Raw genomic sequence first — 17698 nt, 5'->3', positions numbered from 1 at the left:
CCGGCCACACCCGCTGCGCGGATGCACCGGACCGCGTCCCGTCCGCTCGCTCAGGTGCCCTGGGCCGGCTGGATGCTGTCGCCGCGGTTGTTGATCGCCAGGTATGTGCCGATCCGGCGGAAGTCGTTGATCACCCCGAAGAAGCTCTTGTCCGTCGGCAGGAGTGCCTGGAGGGCTGCCTGGTCCGCAAGGCTCGCACGGAGCAGGTCCTTGTAGGCGTTGTAGACCTTCGCCGTGTAGGTGGGCTCCTTCGCCGCGTTCATGCGGTAGTCGTTCGTGATCGCGATGGACGCGAGGTCCATCAGGTAGCAGTCGAACAGATCGGTGACGTCCGCGGCTCTCGCCCCCTCTTCCCCCGCCTGCGCCTGCCGCGCGAGGATCCCGGCCATCCCGACGACGATCTCGCGGTAGATCCGGTGCCTCGTACTGCTGGGGAAGGCCGCCATGATGTGGTCGGCCTGCCCGGCGCCCCGGGTGCTCATCGTGCGCGGCTCGGCCAGATCCGCAAGGCCCGGCACCGGCAGCGGAATGTCCTGGAACATCGACTCCTCGTCGGGGATGCCGGTGTCGCGGGAGGCCAGGGGGTGCAGGCCGATCTCGTGGGCCAGCATGCCCATGATGTAACCGATGTCGTACTTCTCGAAGTAGTAGCTGGCGAGGTTGATCTGCACGCCTTCGGCGCCCAGGTCACGGACGTCGGCCGGGGTCTCGGTCGTGCGCAGGTGCAGGGTGATCCGCACGGGGCGGTCGCCGACGTAGGACCGGATCACCGGGTGATCGCCGAGCAACTCGATGATCCTGACCGCCTTGTCGCGGTACCTCTCGTTCGTGTGCTTGAGGTTGGTGAACTCGAAGTTCCCCGACCTGAACGGCGTGGGCGCCTGCGCGGCGGCCGGTGCCCGGTCCGCGCTGCGCGGCATGAGGGCCGGGACCTCGGTGGGGTGTGTGCCGTCGGCGGTGGCCTCCGCCGCGGGCAGGGACACCGGGTCGACCCAGACGGAGGTGCGCGGCACCGGCGGGGTGCCGGTGCGCGCCTCCGCCCACGTCGGTTCGGCGCCCTGCGCGCCCTGCGGGGACCGCGGCGTCACGTCACCGACCTGCGCCTGCAACAGGGCCAGATGCCGGCTCCGGAGACCGGCGGCAGAAAGAGAGGCGTCCTCGGGGTCCTCGTCCAGTGCGCCGAGGAGGCTGCCGGGCACGTGGGGGCGGTGCGGGGTGCCGTCGTCGCGGTACTCGTCGCGCAGGCCGAGCTGGTGGCTGAGTTCGTGCACCAGCTGCGCGGGTTCGGCGTCCGTCCACCAGGTGTTCTGGTCCATGGCCCGGTCGCGGCCGGTCAGTTCGACCGTCAGGTGAGGGGCTTCGGCGCCCGGTGCGGCCGGATCGACGTGTTCCACCGTGACGTGCAGCCGGTCGCCGTTCGGGAGCAGATGGCCGGGCGAGTTGAGGAGGTGGTGCACACCCCACTGGAGCCGGTCGAGGACGCGTGCCCTCTGCTCGTGGGTGCCGCGCAGGGCGACGCGGACCGTCAGGTCGGTGACCGGCTCGCCGTCGTAGGTGAAGCGCCGTGCGTCGAAACCCGAGCGGACGACGAACCGGGGGCGGTGGTCGAGAGGTGTCTGGGCCGGCTGCGATGCGGGCGCCCGGTGCGGTCGCGGCGCGGTGCCGCCCGCGGCGGGCAGTCCGGGCCGGGCCTCGCCCGTGGTGCCGCCGCCCGGTTCCGAGGGCCGGGCCTGGATGCTGTCGCCCTGGTTGTTGAAGGCGAAGCTGGCCCCGAGTCCGAGGAAGTTGTTGGTGACGTTGTACCAGCTCTTGTCCGGGGGCAGCAGCCGTCGCACGGGACTGTCGGGCGCCAGCCGCGCGGCGAACTGCTCCTTGTAGGCGTTGTAGACCTTCGCCGTGTAACGGGGTTCCCACGCCGCGTCCTTGCGCCGGTCGTTCGTGACGGCGATCGTGGCGAGGTCCATCAGGTAGGTGTCGACGAGGTCCGTGACGTCCTTGCTCCTGGCGCCCTCCTCGCCGGCCCGTGCGTCCTCGTCGAGGATCCGGGCCATGTCGACGACGATGTCGCGGTAGATGCGGTGCCGGGTGCTGCTGGGGAAGGCGGCCATGATGTGGTCGGCCTGGCCCGCGCCTTCGGTGTTCATGGTGCGCGGGTTCTTCAGGTCGCTCAGTCCGGGGACGGTGAGGGGGACGCCCTGGAACATGGCCTCCTCGTCGGGGATGGCGGTGTCGCGGGAGGCGAGGGGGTGCAGGCCGATCTCGTGGGCGAGCATGCCCATGATGTAGCCGGTGTCATACTTCTCGAAGTAGTAGCTGGCGAGGTTGATGTCGACGCCGTCGTCGCCGCGGTCGATGACGTCGGCGGGTGTCTCGGTGGTGCGCAGATGCAGGGTGATGCGGACCGTGCGACCGCCCACGTAGTCCCGGATCGTGGCGTGCCGGCGGAGCAGATCGATGATGCGGATCGCCTTGTCGCGGTACCTCTCGTCCGTGTGCTTGAGGTTGGTGAACTCGAAGTTGCCCGACGTGAACGGCGCGAACACCGGTTCCGGAGCCGGGGGTGCGGAGTCCGCGGACTGCGGCATACGCGGTGGGACGGCCGCTGCCGCCTCGTCGCCCGCTCGGGGCAGCCGGGGGCGGGCCTCACCCGGAGGAGCCGGGGTGTGACTGTGCTGCGCGGGTCGCTGGATGCTGTCACCGCGGTTGTTGGTGCCGACGGCGGTGGCCAGTTGGGCGAAGTCACCGAGCACGCCGAACCTGCCCTTGTCGGCGGGCAGCAGGGCCCGGACGGGGCTGTCCTGCGGGAGGCGCTGGAGCAACTGCTCCTTGTACGCGTTGTAGACGCGGGCCGTGTAGGCGGGATCCAGGATCGCCTTCGCCCGGTGGTCGTTCGTCACCGCGATGGAGGCCAGATCCATGAGATACGTGTCGACCAGGTCGGTGACGTCCTTCGCCTTCGCTCCCGGCACGCCCACCTGCGCGCGGTGGGCCAGGACCTGGGCCATCTCGACGACGATGTCGCGGTAGATCCCGTGGCGGACGGTGTGCGGGAAGGCGGCCATCACGTGGTCCTCCTGGCCGGCGCCCTCGGTGTTCATGAACCGGGGGGTCTTCAGCGACTCCAGCCCCGGGACAGGCAGGGGCATGCCGCGGTAGAGATCCTCCTCCTCGGGGATGCGGGTGTCGCGGGAGGCGAGGGGGTGCAGGCCGATCTCGTGGGCGAGCATGCCCATGATGTAGCCGGTGTCGTACTTCTCGAAGTAGTAGCTGGCGAGGTTGATGTCGACGCCGTCGTCGCCGCGGTCGATGACGTCGGCGGGTGTCTCGGTGGTCCGCAGATGCAGGGTGATGCGGACGGTTCGGTCGCCCGTGTAGTTCTTGATGGTGGGGTGTTCGTCGAGCAGTTCGATGATCCGGACGGCCTTGTCGAGGTAGTCGTCCGTCTGGTTGAGGTTGGTGAACTCGTAGGTGCCCAGCTTGAAGGGCACCGGCGCGGGCGCATCCGGCGTCGCGGCCGCGTCCTGCGGCATGGGGGCGGCGACATCGGCGTGTGCGGTGCCGTCGGCCGGCCGGGGCAGCGAGACCGGGTCGACCCAGACGGATGTGCGGGGTTCGGGGACGGCGGCGCTCCGGGCCGCCGTCCAGTCGTGGCCGTCGTGCGCACCGTCGTGCGGGAGCGGTGGCGGGGTCAGCTCGCCGACGAGGGCGCCGAGGAGGGCCAGGTGCCGGTCGCGCAGGCCCGCCGGCGCGAGTGAGGTGTCCTCGGGAGCCTCGTCGAGACCGCCGAGCAGGCTGCCGAGGACGTGGGGGCGGTGCGGGGTGCCGGCGTCGCGGTACTCGTCGCGCAGGCCGAGTTGGTGCGTGAGTTCGTGCACCAGCTGCACCGGGGCGGCGTCGGCCCACCAGGAGACCTGGTCCATGGCCCGGTCGCGGCCCGTCAGGTCCACGGTCAGGTGCGGGGCGCCGCCGTCCGTGTCGGTGGCGCCGACGAGTTCCACGGTGACGTGCAGCCGGTCGCCGTAGGGGAGGCGGTAGGCGGGCGCGTTGAGGAACTCCTCGACCCCGCCACTGAGTCGGGCGAACACGCGGGCGGTCTGCTCGTCCGTGCCGCGCAGGGCGACGCGGACGGTCAGGTCGGTGACCGGCTCACCGCCGTACCGGAACCGGCGTGCGTCGAAGCCCGAGCGGACCACGAACCGGGGGCGGCGGTCGACGGTGCCCCGCGGCCCCGGAGTGCCCGGCACGGGTGACGGCGGCGCCGTCTCGGGGCGGCTCTCGGGCAGTCGGGGGCGCGCCTCCTCGGAGCTGGAGCCGGGGCCCGGGCCGGGACTGCCGGTGACGCCGGAGGCGGTGGCGGTCTGTGCCGGGGCGGCGGGCCGCTGGATGCTGTCGCCGCGGTTGTTGGTCGCGATACTGGTGGCCAGCTGGGTGAACGACCTCGCGACGCCGAACAGGGTCTTGTTCGACGGCAGCAGGTTCCGCAGCGCGGTGTTCTCACCGAGCTGCGCGGCGAGCAGCTCCTTGTAGGCGTTGTACACCCTGGCCGTGTAGTTGGGTTCCTTGACCGCGTTCAGCCGGTGGTCGCCGGTGACGGCGATGGAGGCGACGTCCATCAGGTAGGTGTCGAACAGGTCGGTGACGTCCTGGGTCTTCGCTCCCGGGACGCCCACCCGGGCCCGGTGCGCGAGGATCCGGGCCATGTCGACGACGATGTCGCGGTAGATGCGGTGCCGGGTGCTGCTGGGGAAGGCGGCCATGATGTGGTCGGCCTGGCCGGCGCCCTCGGTGTTCATGATGCGCGGGTTCTTCAGGTCGCTCAGTCCGGGGACGGTGAGGGGGACGCCCTGGAACATGGCCTCCTCGTCGGGGATGGCGGTGTCGCGGGAGGCGAGGGGGTGCAGGCCGATCTCGTGGGCGAGCATGCCCATGATGTAGCCGGTGTCGTACTTCTCGAAGTAGTAGCTGGCGAGGGCGATGTCGACGCCGTCGTCGCCGCGGTCGATGACGTCGGCGGGTGTCTCGGTGGTCCGCAGATGCAGGGTGATACGGACCGTGCGACCGCCCACGTAGTCCTTGATGGTGGGGTGTTCGTCGAGCAGTTCGATGATCCGGACGGCCTTGTCGAGGTAGTCGTCCGTCTGGTTGAGGTTGGTGAACTCGTAGGTGCCCAGCTTGAAGGTGCGCAGGACCGGCTGCGGGGCCGCGGGCTGCGTGCCCGTGCCGGTGTCGTCGCCCGACAGCGTGCTCAGCTCGTACGCCTCGTCCTGCTGGGGCAGGAGCGGGACGAAGTCGCCGCCCCGGCGGCGCAGCCGCAGATGGGGGCCGTCGGCGGCAGGTCCCGCGTAGGTGTGCGCGGTGCCGTTCTCCTCGATCAGGGTGACCGTGGTGCCCGTCGCGGCAGCGGCCCACTCGGCCACCGCGCGATCGGCCTCCGGGCCCCAGGGAGCGTCCGCGAGATGACGGCGCAGGTGCCCCTCGAGAGCCTCTTGGCTCGGCTCGGGCGCCCCCGGTCGCCTGCGGAGGGGAGGGGGCGAGAAGAGGGCGTCGCGCTCGGCGGCCGTCCCCGGGAGGCCGTTCAGCCGCATCAGCTGTGCCGGCGTGAGCCCGGCGCGGGTGCGCAGGCGCGCCGCCTCACGGTGGTGCAGTCCGGGCTGTGCGGCCGCTTGGCGCAGGGCCGTGGACAACGCGCCGAAGAATGCGTTCCCGCGGCCGGTCGGGGTGCCCTGGGTGTAGGTGGCGCCGTCGGGTGCGGTGAGGACGCCGTTCCGGTCGAGGCGGTACCGCGGGCCCGTGCCACCGGTCGGCGGCGACCAGGGCGGTGAGGTGTGGCTCGGACGCGGGGCCTGCTGCCGGCCGGGCGTGCCACTGCGGTGCGCGGACGGCGTGCCGAGGGTTCCGGCCTGCCCGGCCGCCGTGGGGTCGGTGGGCCGCGGAAGAGAAGCGGCCGGAGGGGGCGGGGTGCCCGGCGGGAGCGCGGCGTGGAAGAAGCCGCCGGCGGTGAAGAGGACGGGGTCGGTGGCCGGCCGCACGGCGGCCGGGTCACCGCCGTGCGGGAGGAAGAGCTGGCTGCGGCCCTCCCCGGTGACCACGGTCAGCGGGACGCCCAGGGTCCGGGCGGCGAGGGCGGGCAGCAGGTCGGCGCCGCCGTGGTCCCCGGCGCGACGCCCGGGCGCGGCCCGGTCGTCGTCCGGGTCTGCCGCCGCTTCGCGGAGCGGTTCGCTCGCGAACGGCCGGGCCAGGGCTGCCACGGCCAGTGCCACCCGCTGGCCGGGGCTCGGCCAGAAGGTCTGCGGCAGCCGTCCGAAGGCATCGAACTCCGCTTGCTGGGCCGGGGTGAACCGCACGCCCGCGGCGTCGAGTTCCTCCTGGGTGAACGTGTCGGCCGTGTCCAGGGCGAGCGAGTCGAGCAGGTCGGCGTTGCCGTCCTCGCCCAGTGCCCAGGCCAGACGGTCGCGGGCGGTGCCGACGGCCTCGGCGGTGACCCCGGGATCGCCGGGAGCCGCCGTGAAGCGGCCGGCCAGGTCGGTGCCGAGCAGGTGGGGCAGCCGCCCCCGGTCCCGGGCGACGGCGAGCAGGGCGTGGAAGAACGAGGCGCCGTCGTGCGGCACGTCGTGGATCTCGCGCACCGTGGCGCCGTCGGGCGAGGTGAGCGTGCGCGGGCCGGAGCCGGTGGCGTCGGTGACGGTGTACGGCTCGGGCGCCTCGGAGCGCCACGCGGGCGGGGCGTACGGCTGCCGGGGGTCCGGGGCGGGGACGGCGGACGGGTCGCGGTGATGGGCGGTGAGGCGGGAGGCGGCCCCGTGCAGACGGTGGTGCTCCGCGGCGGCGGCGTCGGTGCGCTGCTCCCACAGCCGGACCTCCGCGCGCGCCGCCTGCCACGCGGCGACGGCCGCTGACGAGGGCGGTGGTCCCGGCTCCCCGGCGACGGTCTCCTGCTGTTCCCGGGGTGTCAGGTCGAGCCAGGTGTCGCGGGCCCGTGCCCGGGCGTCGTAGTAGCGCTGCTCGGCGGTGGCGAGGTCGGCCGTGGCCTTCGCCAGGTCGTCCCAGGCGGCGCCCACCTCGCCGGGGAAGGTGGTGTCGTCGAGGAGGCCGTAGTCCCGGGCGATGTCCTCGCGCAGCCAGACCAGGGCGGTCGTCCGGGCCTCCGCGGCGCGCGGCCCGCGCCGGGCCTTGCCGAGGGCGTGCAGGGCCCGGCTGTCGCCGACGTGGTGGTGCACCTCGCTGACCGACAGCCAGCTCACCGGCAGCGCGAAGAGCATGCTGCGCTCGGTGACGACCTTGAGGTGGGTGCCGAGCGTCGTGTCCACGGTGCCCTTGAGGGCCGTGCTGTCGTTGGCGCCGCCGATCGGGACCGTGGCGCCGGGGTTGGTCACGCCGGCGTTGCTGTTGCCCGCCAGGGGCGACGTGCCCACCGTGCCCTCGACGTTGTCGGTGATGCCGGACTCCAGCGCGTCGGAGGTCTTCCTGCGCTGCATCGCCTCCATGCGCGGCTTGTTCTCGACCGCGAGCAGGCGTGCCCCGGTGCGGTGCATCTTCGCGTGGAGGCGCGAGTCGGCGGTGTGGGACTGCCCGAAGAGGCGGGCCGAGGACTGGGTGGGCAGGACCGAGCCGTCCGGGCCGAGCGCCTCGCGGAACCCGGCGGTCAGGCCGCCCTGGGACGTGGCTTCCAGCTGCGCCTGGGCGGGGGCCGTACCGAGGCCGGTGAGCGGGGTGAGACGGGCCATGCGCACCCGCTCGGCGAGGACGCGGCCGCTGTGCCGCCGGCCCAGGTCGCCGTCGCCGAGACCGTCCGCCCGGGCGGTGGCGAGGGTCAGGCCGTCCTGGACGTTGGCCGCGCCGACGATGTCCACGGCGAGGATCCCGGAGCCGATCCGGTCGTCGAAGGGCAGGACGTCCGACTCGCCGGTGCCGTCACCGGACGTGCGCCACGCGGCGATGCCCTCGGGACGGGCCTGCTCGGCCGTCAGCATCCGCACCGCCCGCTCCGGCTCGGGCACCTCCTGCTCGGTCACCGCACCGTCCGAGCCGTCGCCGTCCGGGGTGAGCAGCGAGACCGGGAGCATCTCGTTGAGGGTGCCGACCGAGGCCGCGGTCCGGGGCGCGAGCGGCGCGCCGGTCGTGTCGGTCATGGAGACGGTCAGCACATAGCTGGTGACGATCTCGGCGTGCGCCTGGGTGGTGGCGATGTTCGGCATCGCGGTGCTGCCGTGCGTCTCGGTCCGGGTGCTGGAGCGCTGCTTGGCGGCGGTGCCCTGGAGCGCGGGGCTCGCGGTGAGGACACCGCCGCTGCCGGCCGCCGCACGCTCGCTGACCCCGAGGGTCGTGTCGGCACCGCGGTCCTGCGACGAGGCGACGGCGTCGTCGCGGGCGATGGTGCGGTAGTCCTCCAGCTCGAAGCCGGTGCGCAGTCTCTCCACCGTGGTGGTGACCGGGGTCAGCCGGAAGTGGAGGACGGCCGGGCTGCCGCCGACGGCCAGGTGGTGGGGGCGCGTCATGACGCGGTGACGCACCGGCAGGGTCATCCCGTCGGTGGTCAGCTCGTGCAGGTGGGCGCGCAGGAAGTCGGGAGAGAGGCGCTGAAGGACCTGCTCGCGGTCGTGCGAGGGCACCCCGATCGTCTCCAGTTGCCCCAGCAGGTGCCGCGCGGCACGGCTCGCGTCGAGCCGGCCGCTGGGGTGGGTGGGGAAACGCCGACCGCGCAGGAAGCCGGGCACCCGGTAGCCGCCGCCGAGGTTGCGCGGGGTGGCGGTGCCCAGGCCGTCCGGGGCGAGCCCGGTCTCGATGGCGTCCTGCATGGGCAGGTGGAACATCACCGCGTCGCGGATGCGGTGCAGCGCTGCGGCGGCCCGCCGGGGGGCGAGGCGGCGGCCCAGGTGTTCCGACAGGCGCCCGGCCGCCGCGCTGATCCGGGTCCCGGCGCGGGTGCCCGCCAGGCCCATCGCGGCCGTCCAGCGGTCCCGGACCGCGACGGTCTCGGCGGCGTCGGCGACCACCAGATACATGCGCCCTGCGAAGGTGAGGGTGGTGTTGCGGCCTCGTGTGAGGGTCTGCGCGATGCTGCGCCCCCGGCCCCAGGCGTACTGCAGGGCGGTCGAGTAGGTGCCCGTCACCGCCGCCTGCCCGGGGGCCTGCTGGAGCGGCATGTGGGCGCCCTGCACGCCGAGCGTGGCGTGCGAGACGCTGCCGGCGGTGCCGACGACCCGGCGCTCGTTGCCGATGGTGGCTTCCAGGCTGGCCGGCTTGGGGTCGCTCCTGACGCGCAGGTTGGACAACTCGCCCCGGATCGCGGCCTTGAGGTAGTGGGTCTGGAGCGGTCCCGCGCCGGTGAGTCCGGTGATGCGCGAGCCGAACGGCCCTAGATACTGGCCGAGTTGACTCGCCACCGAGAGGTTCGCCACGGCCCGGCGCAGAGCGGTCCGGACCGGGGCCCCGGGTGCGCCGACGTGCCAGGACGAGCCGGAGGCCTGGTCCGCGACGTCCTGCACGAGCTGCTGGCGCCGGGGACCGCCCTCGGTTCCGAGCACCACGTGCGGCGCGCTCAGCAGCCGCTCGGTGAGTCGCCGGTCGGCCGGGTCGGCCCGGTGCAGCGGACGGGTGCCGTCGAGGAGCTGGTCGGCCTCGGTGGCGGGCAGCCGCTGCGCGGGAGCGACGGCTGCGGGGGCTGCGGGCCGGCCGGGCGGTGGGTCCGCGGGGCCGTACCGGACGGAGCCGTGTGCGGCGGGCACGGCCAGTTCCACCCGGCCCACGGTCTCGGATCCCCGGGCGAACAGCGGCCGTTCGGCGACCCTGCTGACGAAGACGCCCGCGCCCAGGATGCCGAACGAGGCGAGCCGCGCCCAGCCCCGCGGGCGGCGGTGCCCTTCGAAGGTGGCGCCCAGCTCGACCCGGTAGCTGTAGAGGTCGGCGCCGTTGTGGAACGTGAGGTGGTCGTGGGTGACCGCGGCCGTGGTGCGGGTGGCCTTCTGGTCGGTCGTGGCGTAGCGGGCCCCGAGGGTCACGTTCCCGGTCCGGCGCGGCAGCCCCGCCTCGGGCACCTTGTCGTGGTCGCGCGGCGAGATGCCCAGCTCGACACCGCCGGAGAGCGTGACGGACGCCTGCTGCCCCTGCCCGGAGATCTCGGTGCCGACCACCGCGTTGCGCAGCGATCGCTCGCTCATGGTGGTCTCGAACCGCCGGTCGGCCAGCCGCGCCCTGAGGACGAGCGTGTGGTGGCCGCGCTCGACCTTCCCGTCCTCGGTGAGGGTGACCGGCACCCCGGTGGTGGTCAGCTCGTCCAGACTCTGCGCCAGGCTCGGCCGGTTGAGGGCCTCCCGCACCTGGCGGTCGTTGTGCGAAGCGGTCCGAAGGCGCCCGTCGCCGTACCAGAACCTGGCCAGCCGCGGGTGGCGCAGCATCAGCGGCGGGACGAACAGCGACGGGTAGGAGTGGTGCAGGGTGTCGAGCACGGCGTCGGTGAAGACCCGCAGCGGGTCCTGCGGGGCGGACTGCCGTGCGGCGTCGGGCGACGGCTCCTGCGGGCGGGACGGGGCGTCCTGGAGGCGGTCGTGCCGCGGGCGGTCGGGGCGGAAGCCCTCGGCCCGGACCTGGCCTCCGAGGTGGACCGGGTCCTCCCGGGTGAGGTACCAGGGCACCGGTGGTTCGGCGTCGGGGTCGGGTCCCGTCCGGCCGGGCGTCCGGCTGTCCCAGCCCGCCAGCCGGCGCGCGTCCTGCGTGGACATCCAGTCGAGACTGACCACCCGCACCGGACGGGCCGCGGACGCCGGTTCCCCGGGCCTGCGCACCATCAGCGTGCGCTCGACCCGGTACAGGGCCATCGGGTGGTTGCGGATCCGGCCGGTGGTCTTGCGTGCCGCGTCGGCACCGAGGTGGTGACCGCGCCCGCTGGTGAGGTCGGCGCGGACCAGCGGACCGCCCTGGAGGCGCACGTCCGTCTCCGGGCCGACGAGGGTGTGGTTGGGCCCGGCGGTGACCTGGACGCCGAAGCGGGTGTCCCGGACGTGACCGCGTTCGTTCTGGTAGGTGGTCTGGGTGAGGTCGCGCACCTCCGCCTTGACGGACTCGGTGACCAGAGTGGCCCGGTGCGGCACCGACCGTTCCACGACCAGGTGCCCCAGCGGGTACCGGCCGCTGCCGCGGGTCAGTTCGGGCCCGGCGACCGCGCCCGTCATCCGTCCGAACAGGCCGAGCAGCCGCGTCGGCCGGACGTACGACACCAGCGTGCGGTGCGCCGAACTCCCGGGCCGCGCACCGGAGACGGCCAGCGCCACGTCCTCCGGCGGGTCGACCAGGTGCAGACCGGTGACATCGGTGACCCGCGGCTCCGTCCCGTCGGGGAAGGTGAGGGTGCGGGGCGCGCGCCGAGGGCCCTGGAACGGCACGGTGAGGTCGTCCGGCAGTCGCCAGCCGAGACCGTCCCGCACGGCGAAGTGCGCCGCGTGCACCTCGGTGCGCCGCCAGGCCGGCCGCACGGGGGCCGGGTCGGCGGCCGGGGCGGACTCCGCGGACCGGCTGCCTCCGCCCACCGGTCCGTCGGCCTTCGGCGCCTCGGTGACCCGCTCCACCCGCACCCGGTAGTACACGTCGTCCAGGTGCAGGTGCGAGCCCTCGTGCGCGCGCCACTCGGTCTGGTTGTACGCCTGCGTGCCCTGGGCGTAGTCCGTTCTGCGGGTCCAGCCCAGGGAGACACCGATCTTCAGCAGCCAGTTCAGCGGGGGACCCATGCTCACCCCGCCCGCGATCCGCCGCCCGACACCGACACTGCGCCCACCGGCGGTGCCCGCCTGGCCGCGCCGCATGGTGTCGACGCGCGTGGTGCCGCCGTCGACGTCGGCGAAACGCTCCCAGCGGTGGTACGGGACGGCCTCGACCGTCATCTCGTGCCCGACGCCGGACTTCTCCCGGCCCACGAACCGCGCACCGCGCGGAGCGGTGAAGGCGCCCGGGTGGTCGGTCAGCATCCTCAGCAGCTCCGCCCCGTCGAACTGGGACCGCAGGCGCCCCGGCAGTCCGTCCAGGATCTCCCGGGCCACCGACTCGGGCGAGCGCAGGGTGACGACGCCGGGGCCGGTGAACAGGCCGCCCGGGAGAGCGCGCGACGCCCGGTCGCCCGGGGTCCCGCCTCCGGGGTCGCCGTCGGGGTGGATCAGGACCGTGGGCAGCCGGCTGCCGTCCGCGAAGGTGACGGTGCGCGGCGCCGGTCCGGGCACGGTGACGTCCTGGCCGGTCAGCAGGCGTGCCGGCCGGTACCTCTCGAGTTGCGTCTCCAGCGGCACGACGTCACCCCGGTCGGGGTTCTCGGACTCCGGGCCGCCTTCCGCGTCCTGAGCGGTGGTGTCCTGTCCGGTCGCGTCCTCGACGGCCGTGTCCTCGACGGCCGTGTCCTCGACGGCCGCGTCCCGTGCGGGAGGAGCGGAGGTGACGGGGTCCTCGGCCTGGGTGTCCCGCGTGCCGACCGGGTCCGGACGGGGGGTGAGCGGGGCGGGCTCCGGGACCAGGGCGTCGTAGTGGTCGGTGCCGTTGTACGCGAGGTGCAGGGTGCCGCTCCGGCCTCCCGGGTGCAGCGAGGTGACGAGCGAACCGGCGGACCCCTGCGGATGCGGCCGTACGAGCCGCAGGTCCAGGTCCAGGGTGTGCGCCAGGGCCTCCGGGAGCAGGTCGGCGAAGGGGGACGCCCACAGGCCGGGCCGCTCGGCGGCCGCGGCGACCAGGGCACCCGAGCCGATCCGGCGCGCCTCGGCGGGCGTGGGGGCCACGTCGGCGAGGTGCGGGTAGTCGCTGTCGCGCAGGAGTTGCCGCCACCGCTCGGGGTCGCCGTCGGTGACGACGGCCCGTGCGATCCGGTTCCACTCGTCGGTGATGCGGGCGCTCTCCCCGGCGTCGCGGGCTCCGGCGAGGGCGCGCACCCGCAGGTCGTCCACGACGGAGTAGACGGGGTCCGGGAACGCCGTCGCCGCCGCGGTACCCAGTTCGGTGCCCCGGATCCGGTCGCGCAGCAGTCCGCGCAGACCGGCGACGTTGCGCGCGGCCCACGCCGGGGGCACCGGCCGGCTGCGGGCGCTGTCGAGGAGCGCCCGGAACAGGCAGTCGCCCCCACCCGGGGTGTCCAGCCGCGTGAAGGCGTGTCCGTCCGCGTGCACCGTCTCCACGCCGGCGGGAGCGGTGCCGCTCGTGCTGAACAGGGCCGGATCCTCGGCGGGACTTCCCGGCCGGCTCGGCTCCGGGACCAGATCGGGCCTGCGGCGGGCCAGCTCCGCGCTGTCCTCGGGGCTGAGGGCCAACTCGGCCAGCGGCAACGGGGTGTCGGACAGCGACCAGGTGATCTGCGCGGAGGGTGCGTACGTCAGTCCGCGCACGTCCGACGGCGAGACCATGGCGGTCGGGGGGAGCGCGGGCGGCGGCGGGGGCAGCAGGGTCTCCAGCGTGGCGTCGACGCCCCCGGCGGAGCGCAGACCGGCGGCGGCACGCAGGAACCGCGTGTACTGCTCCGGGGCGGGGTCGCTCGCCGCACCGGCATCGCTGCCCGCCGGGTCGCTCCAGTCGGTGACCATCCGGCGCAGCAGGTCCGGGGTCATCCGGCCGTCGCCGTAGCGGGCCGCGGTGCTCGGACTCAGCCAGCGCAGGTTGTCGACCAGGGCGAGCCCGGCGAGCAACGCGTGCTTCTCCGGCCGCTGTTCGGCGTCGGTGCCGAGGGTGTCGCGCAGGGTGCGGATCTGCTGGAGGGTGCGCGCGCGGGTGAAGGCGTCGGCCGGTTCCGGACCGGCGTGCAGACCGGCGATGCGCGCCAGGTCGTCGAGGTCGGCGCCACCGGGCTCCGGGGTGAACAGCCGCCAGCGGCCGGGGCCGTCCGGCCCTTCGGTGAGCACCGCCCGGACGTTGCCGTCGCGGTCCCGGGCCGTTCCCACCTCGGTGGTCGGTGCGAACACCGGCCGCCCGGTGCGGTTCGCTACGTGCTGGGCGACCGGCAGGCCCGCCACCGCGGGCTGCCGCCCGGTCTCGCAGGAGAACAGCACGATCGGCCGGTCCGGAGCACCGTCCTCGGACCACGACTTCAGGACCTCGCCGAACTGCACCCCGCTCACCTTCACGCCGGGGTGCGCGGTGTCGTCGGTGCCGAGCGTGACGGTTCGGGGGGTGCCGTGCGCGACGACGTAGTCGGCGCCGGCCTCGGTACCGGAGCCGGGCAGGGCGGCGGGCGGCCCGGTGAAGACGGTCCTGGGCGGCGCGGACGCCCCGTCGACGGTGGCGGGAGCGGACACCGTGCGCACCCCGCGGTACGTGTCCTGCCCGAGCAGCGTCCGACGGCCCTCACTGTGGGCCGTACCGTCCTCGGCCGGGCTCTGCGAGACGGTCAGCGTCCGTACCGCCCGGCCGGGTCGGGGCTGGGCGGCGGCCTCGGGCACCCAGCGCCGCAGGTGCGCGACAGGCACGGTGTGACCGGTCAGCGTCGTCACGACCGGCCGCGCCGGGGAACGACGCGCAGGACCGGCCCCGGCGTCGGCCGTGGCGTCCACCGGACGAACGACGAGCCCACCCTGCGGTGGGGACACGGCGAGCGGCGCCGGCGAGTTGCCCGACTCGACGTGCACCTCGGTGGCCGGCTCCGCCCACGGCCGGGACAGGGTGGAGGGCCGGGTCGCGGGCGGCGCGGTGGGGGAGGCGGCGTCCGGTTCCGTCGGGCCGCTGTCCGCCGGGGGCGTCACCTCGGCCGGCATCTCGGTGGGCGACGCGTCCGCAGGCGACGGAGCCGACTCGGTCCTGAACGGTTTCGCGTCGAAGGCCGAGCCGGTGTCGCTCGTGGGGGCCGGGGGGTTCCCGACGGCGGCGCTCTCGGTGGCGGGCCGGGAGGCGCGACCGGCGGGGGCGGGCGAGCCGACGGCGTCGGCGAGGGGGAGCAGCACGTCGGAGCCGGGGAACGCGGCGTCCACCGTGCCCCCGGTGCCGTCCGGCGCCCCCGGAGCCGGGCCGGTGAGCGGCCGGACGTCGACGGGCTGGCCGGGCCCTTCACGGGTCAGCTCGACGGCGGCGCGTACGGGACGCCCCGCGCCGTCCAGCGTCGAAGGCGGCCCGAGGACGACGGCACGGTCGGCGCCGGCCCCGTCCAGAAGCGCAGCGGCCTCCGGCGAGCCCTGCGCAGGGGGCGGGGACTCCGACACGACGACGGTGAGGGGAGCCGTCCCCGTCGGGTCGGCGGCTGGGTCGGTGAGAGCGTCGGGCTCGCTCACGGCAAGGCCGTCCGACACGGCGACGGTTCGGGGCGCCCTCCCCGTCGTGTCGGTGACCGGGCCGGTGAGAAGGTCGGGCTTGTCCTGGGTAGCGCCGTCCGATACGACGACGGTTCGGGGCGTCGTTCCCGCCGGGTCGGAGACCGGGTCGGTGAGAGCGCCGGGCTCGCCCTCGGCGACGCCGTCCGCCTCGTCGCGGACGCCCTGCCTGTCGACGGTGTCTCCGTCCGCCTGCGGGGCGTCCGGCGTGCCAGGGCTGCCCTGCGACGGGGCGGGGGAGGAGGGCGCCCCGGAGGTGCCCGCCGTCGGCACGCCACCGGGCCGGGCACCGGAGGCGCCGGAGACCGGGCTGCTGCCGGAGCCGGTGCCGGGCGCGGCGGGGCTGCCCGAGCCGGTGCCGGGCGTGGCGGGGCCGAGGGAGCTGGTCCCGGGTGTGACAGGGGCGGGGGCGCCGGCGTCGGGTGTGGAGGGGCTGAGGGAGCCGGTGCCGGGCGCGGCGGGGCCGAGGGAGTCGATCCCGGGGCTGGTAGCGCCGGGGGAGCCGGTGGCGGCAGAGCCGTCGTCGGCACCGTGACCTGGGGCCTGCCGAGGTGGGGCCGTCTCCGGTCGGGCTTCGGTCGACGTGCCGCCGGACATGTCCGCCGAGCTCGCGGTGTCGCCGGGCAGGGGCGATTCCACCGTGACCGGTACGCCGAAGGAGTCGAGAGCGCGCCGCACCTCGTCGGTGTCGATCCGGGCGGCGGGGCTGTTCCCCGCGGGCACCACCCGTACCTCGGGGCGCTGCGACAGGTCGCTGTGCAGCGCGTCGCGGACCCCGATCTCCGTGCTGCCCGGGGGCTGCGCACCGCGTGCGGTGGCGAGATCGCGCAGAGCCTGCTCGCGGATCTCGGGCGGACCCGTGTGCACCTGCTGCCACAGCGCGTTCTCCGCGGCCGTCACGGGCAGCGGGCCCGCGGTGTAGGGCGGCGGGGGCTGACTGCCGGAGAAGTCGGCGGACGGCGAGGTGACGTTCGCGACGCCGCCAGGACCGGTGGTCTGCGGGGTGCCGGGCGGGGGAGAGGCGAGCGTGGAACCGCCGCCCGTGCTGCCGCCCGGCCGGTCACCGGTGCGGCCGGTCCCGTCACCGTCACCGGTCCCGTCGCCGGAACGAGAGCCTGGGGAGCCGGAGGAGTCCCCGGACGTCCGGTCGCCGGAGTCACCGTCGCCGCCGGACACTGTGGACGGCCTCAGCCGCAACTTGTCGATGGCGTGGCGCAGTTCGGCGCCGCTGTTGAGCGCCGTGTCCGTGAGGGTCGCCTCGACCTGGCTGCTGATGCCCGCGCCGACGAAGGTGGACCAGCTCGTGGACCAGTCGCCGTCGAACGCCCCCTTGATCAGGATCTCCGCGAGGGCCTCACCGGAGCCGGCGGCGAGGAAGTCGGCGGCTCCCTTGAGGCCGTAGTGACCGGCCAGCGCGCCGGGCCGGTCGGCGTTGTGGCGCAGCAGCCGGTTGTTGCGCCACAGACCGGGGTTGTTCCGGAAGGAGAGCGGATCGTCGCGGAAGGTCGTCAGGGTGTCGCGGTGCGGTGTCGGCCCGTTCGGGGACGGGTCAGGGCCGGGGCGGCCGTCGGAGGTGTGGTCGCGGTGCGGCCCCGCGGCGGGCCTCGTGTCGATGTCCGGGACGTCGCGCCGGCCGGGGCCGTTCTTGAAGTCGAGGTCGGGGCCGTTCTTGAGGAAGTTGTTGTCGTAGCTCCTGACGATGCTCTTCGCGAAGTCGTCGAAGACACTGGTGAGGAAGCCCGCGGCGGCGCCGAACGCGGCCGACTTGAGGATGTCGTTCCAGTCGAAGCCGCCGGGGCGGCGGCCGTTGGGGGCGAAGTTCATCATCGCCAGCCGCACCGCGAAGGTGGTGAACGCCTCGGCGAACGCCTCCGTCAGCGACGGCGCGAGGTGCAGCCGCTGGAGCAGATGACTGAGCGTGGTGAGGATCATGAACCGGCTGCGGAGCTTGGCCATCATGATCTGACTGGCCGAGGCGCCTCCGGTGAAGAAGGACATGGCGAGGTAGATGGCGATTTCGATGAGCAGCCGGATGACCTCGGCGATGACCTGCCACTTGGACTCCATGATGTCCATGGACGTCTTGCGCCGGCCCTCGGCGATCTTGTCGAGCTGCTCGGCGAACTCGCGCAGGTAGTTCTTGCCGCCGTCGTCGACGAGCATGCCCATTGCCTTGGCGTACGACTTGGACAGGTCGTCCGGCATGGACTCGGCGATGTCGTGGATCGACTTGTCGATCAGGGACGAGAGCCGGTCGATCTTGCGGCCCAGGCCGGAGTAGGGCTTGCGGCTGTCGTAGGCGAGGTCCTCGTCGGCGTCGATGAGCTTCTCCCCGGTGAGGATGAAGATCATCGCGTTGACCTCGGGTGACGCCTGGAGGCTCATCGGCGGCCGTCCCGGGCGTCACGCGGGCAGCACGCGGTGGCCGCTCCCTCGGG

1 protein-coding gene is annotated in these 17698 nt (G+C 74.3%); it reads right to left on the bottom strand.

The annotated features are described in order from the left end of the window. Positions 1 to 50: 50 nt before the first annotated feature. Positions 51 to 17645, bottom strand: coding sequence for a hypothetical protein (locus ACH4C6_RS05695; RefSeq protein WP_398107238.1), 17595 nt, complete (start codon positions 17643 to 17645; stop codon positions 51 to 53). Between the last annotated feature and the right edge of the window lie 53 nt (positions 17646 to 17698).

This window comes from Streptomyces sp. NPDC017943 (assembly GCF_044328425.1).
GTDB lineage: Bacteria > Actinomycetota > Actinomycetes > Streptomycetales > Streptomycetaceae > Streptomyces > Streptomyces djakartensis_A.
Note: the sequence above shows the minus strand (reverse complement) of the source record. Positions and strands in the feature narration are given on the sequence as shown.

What these genes read in the sequence shown, in the direction of transcription:
- ACH4C6_RS05695 (WP_398107238.1), bottom strand. Translation starts at nt 17,645, where the DNA reads ATGAGCCTCCAGGCGTCACCCGAGGTCAACGCGATGATCTTCATCCTC.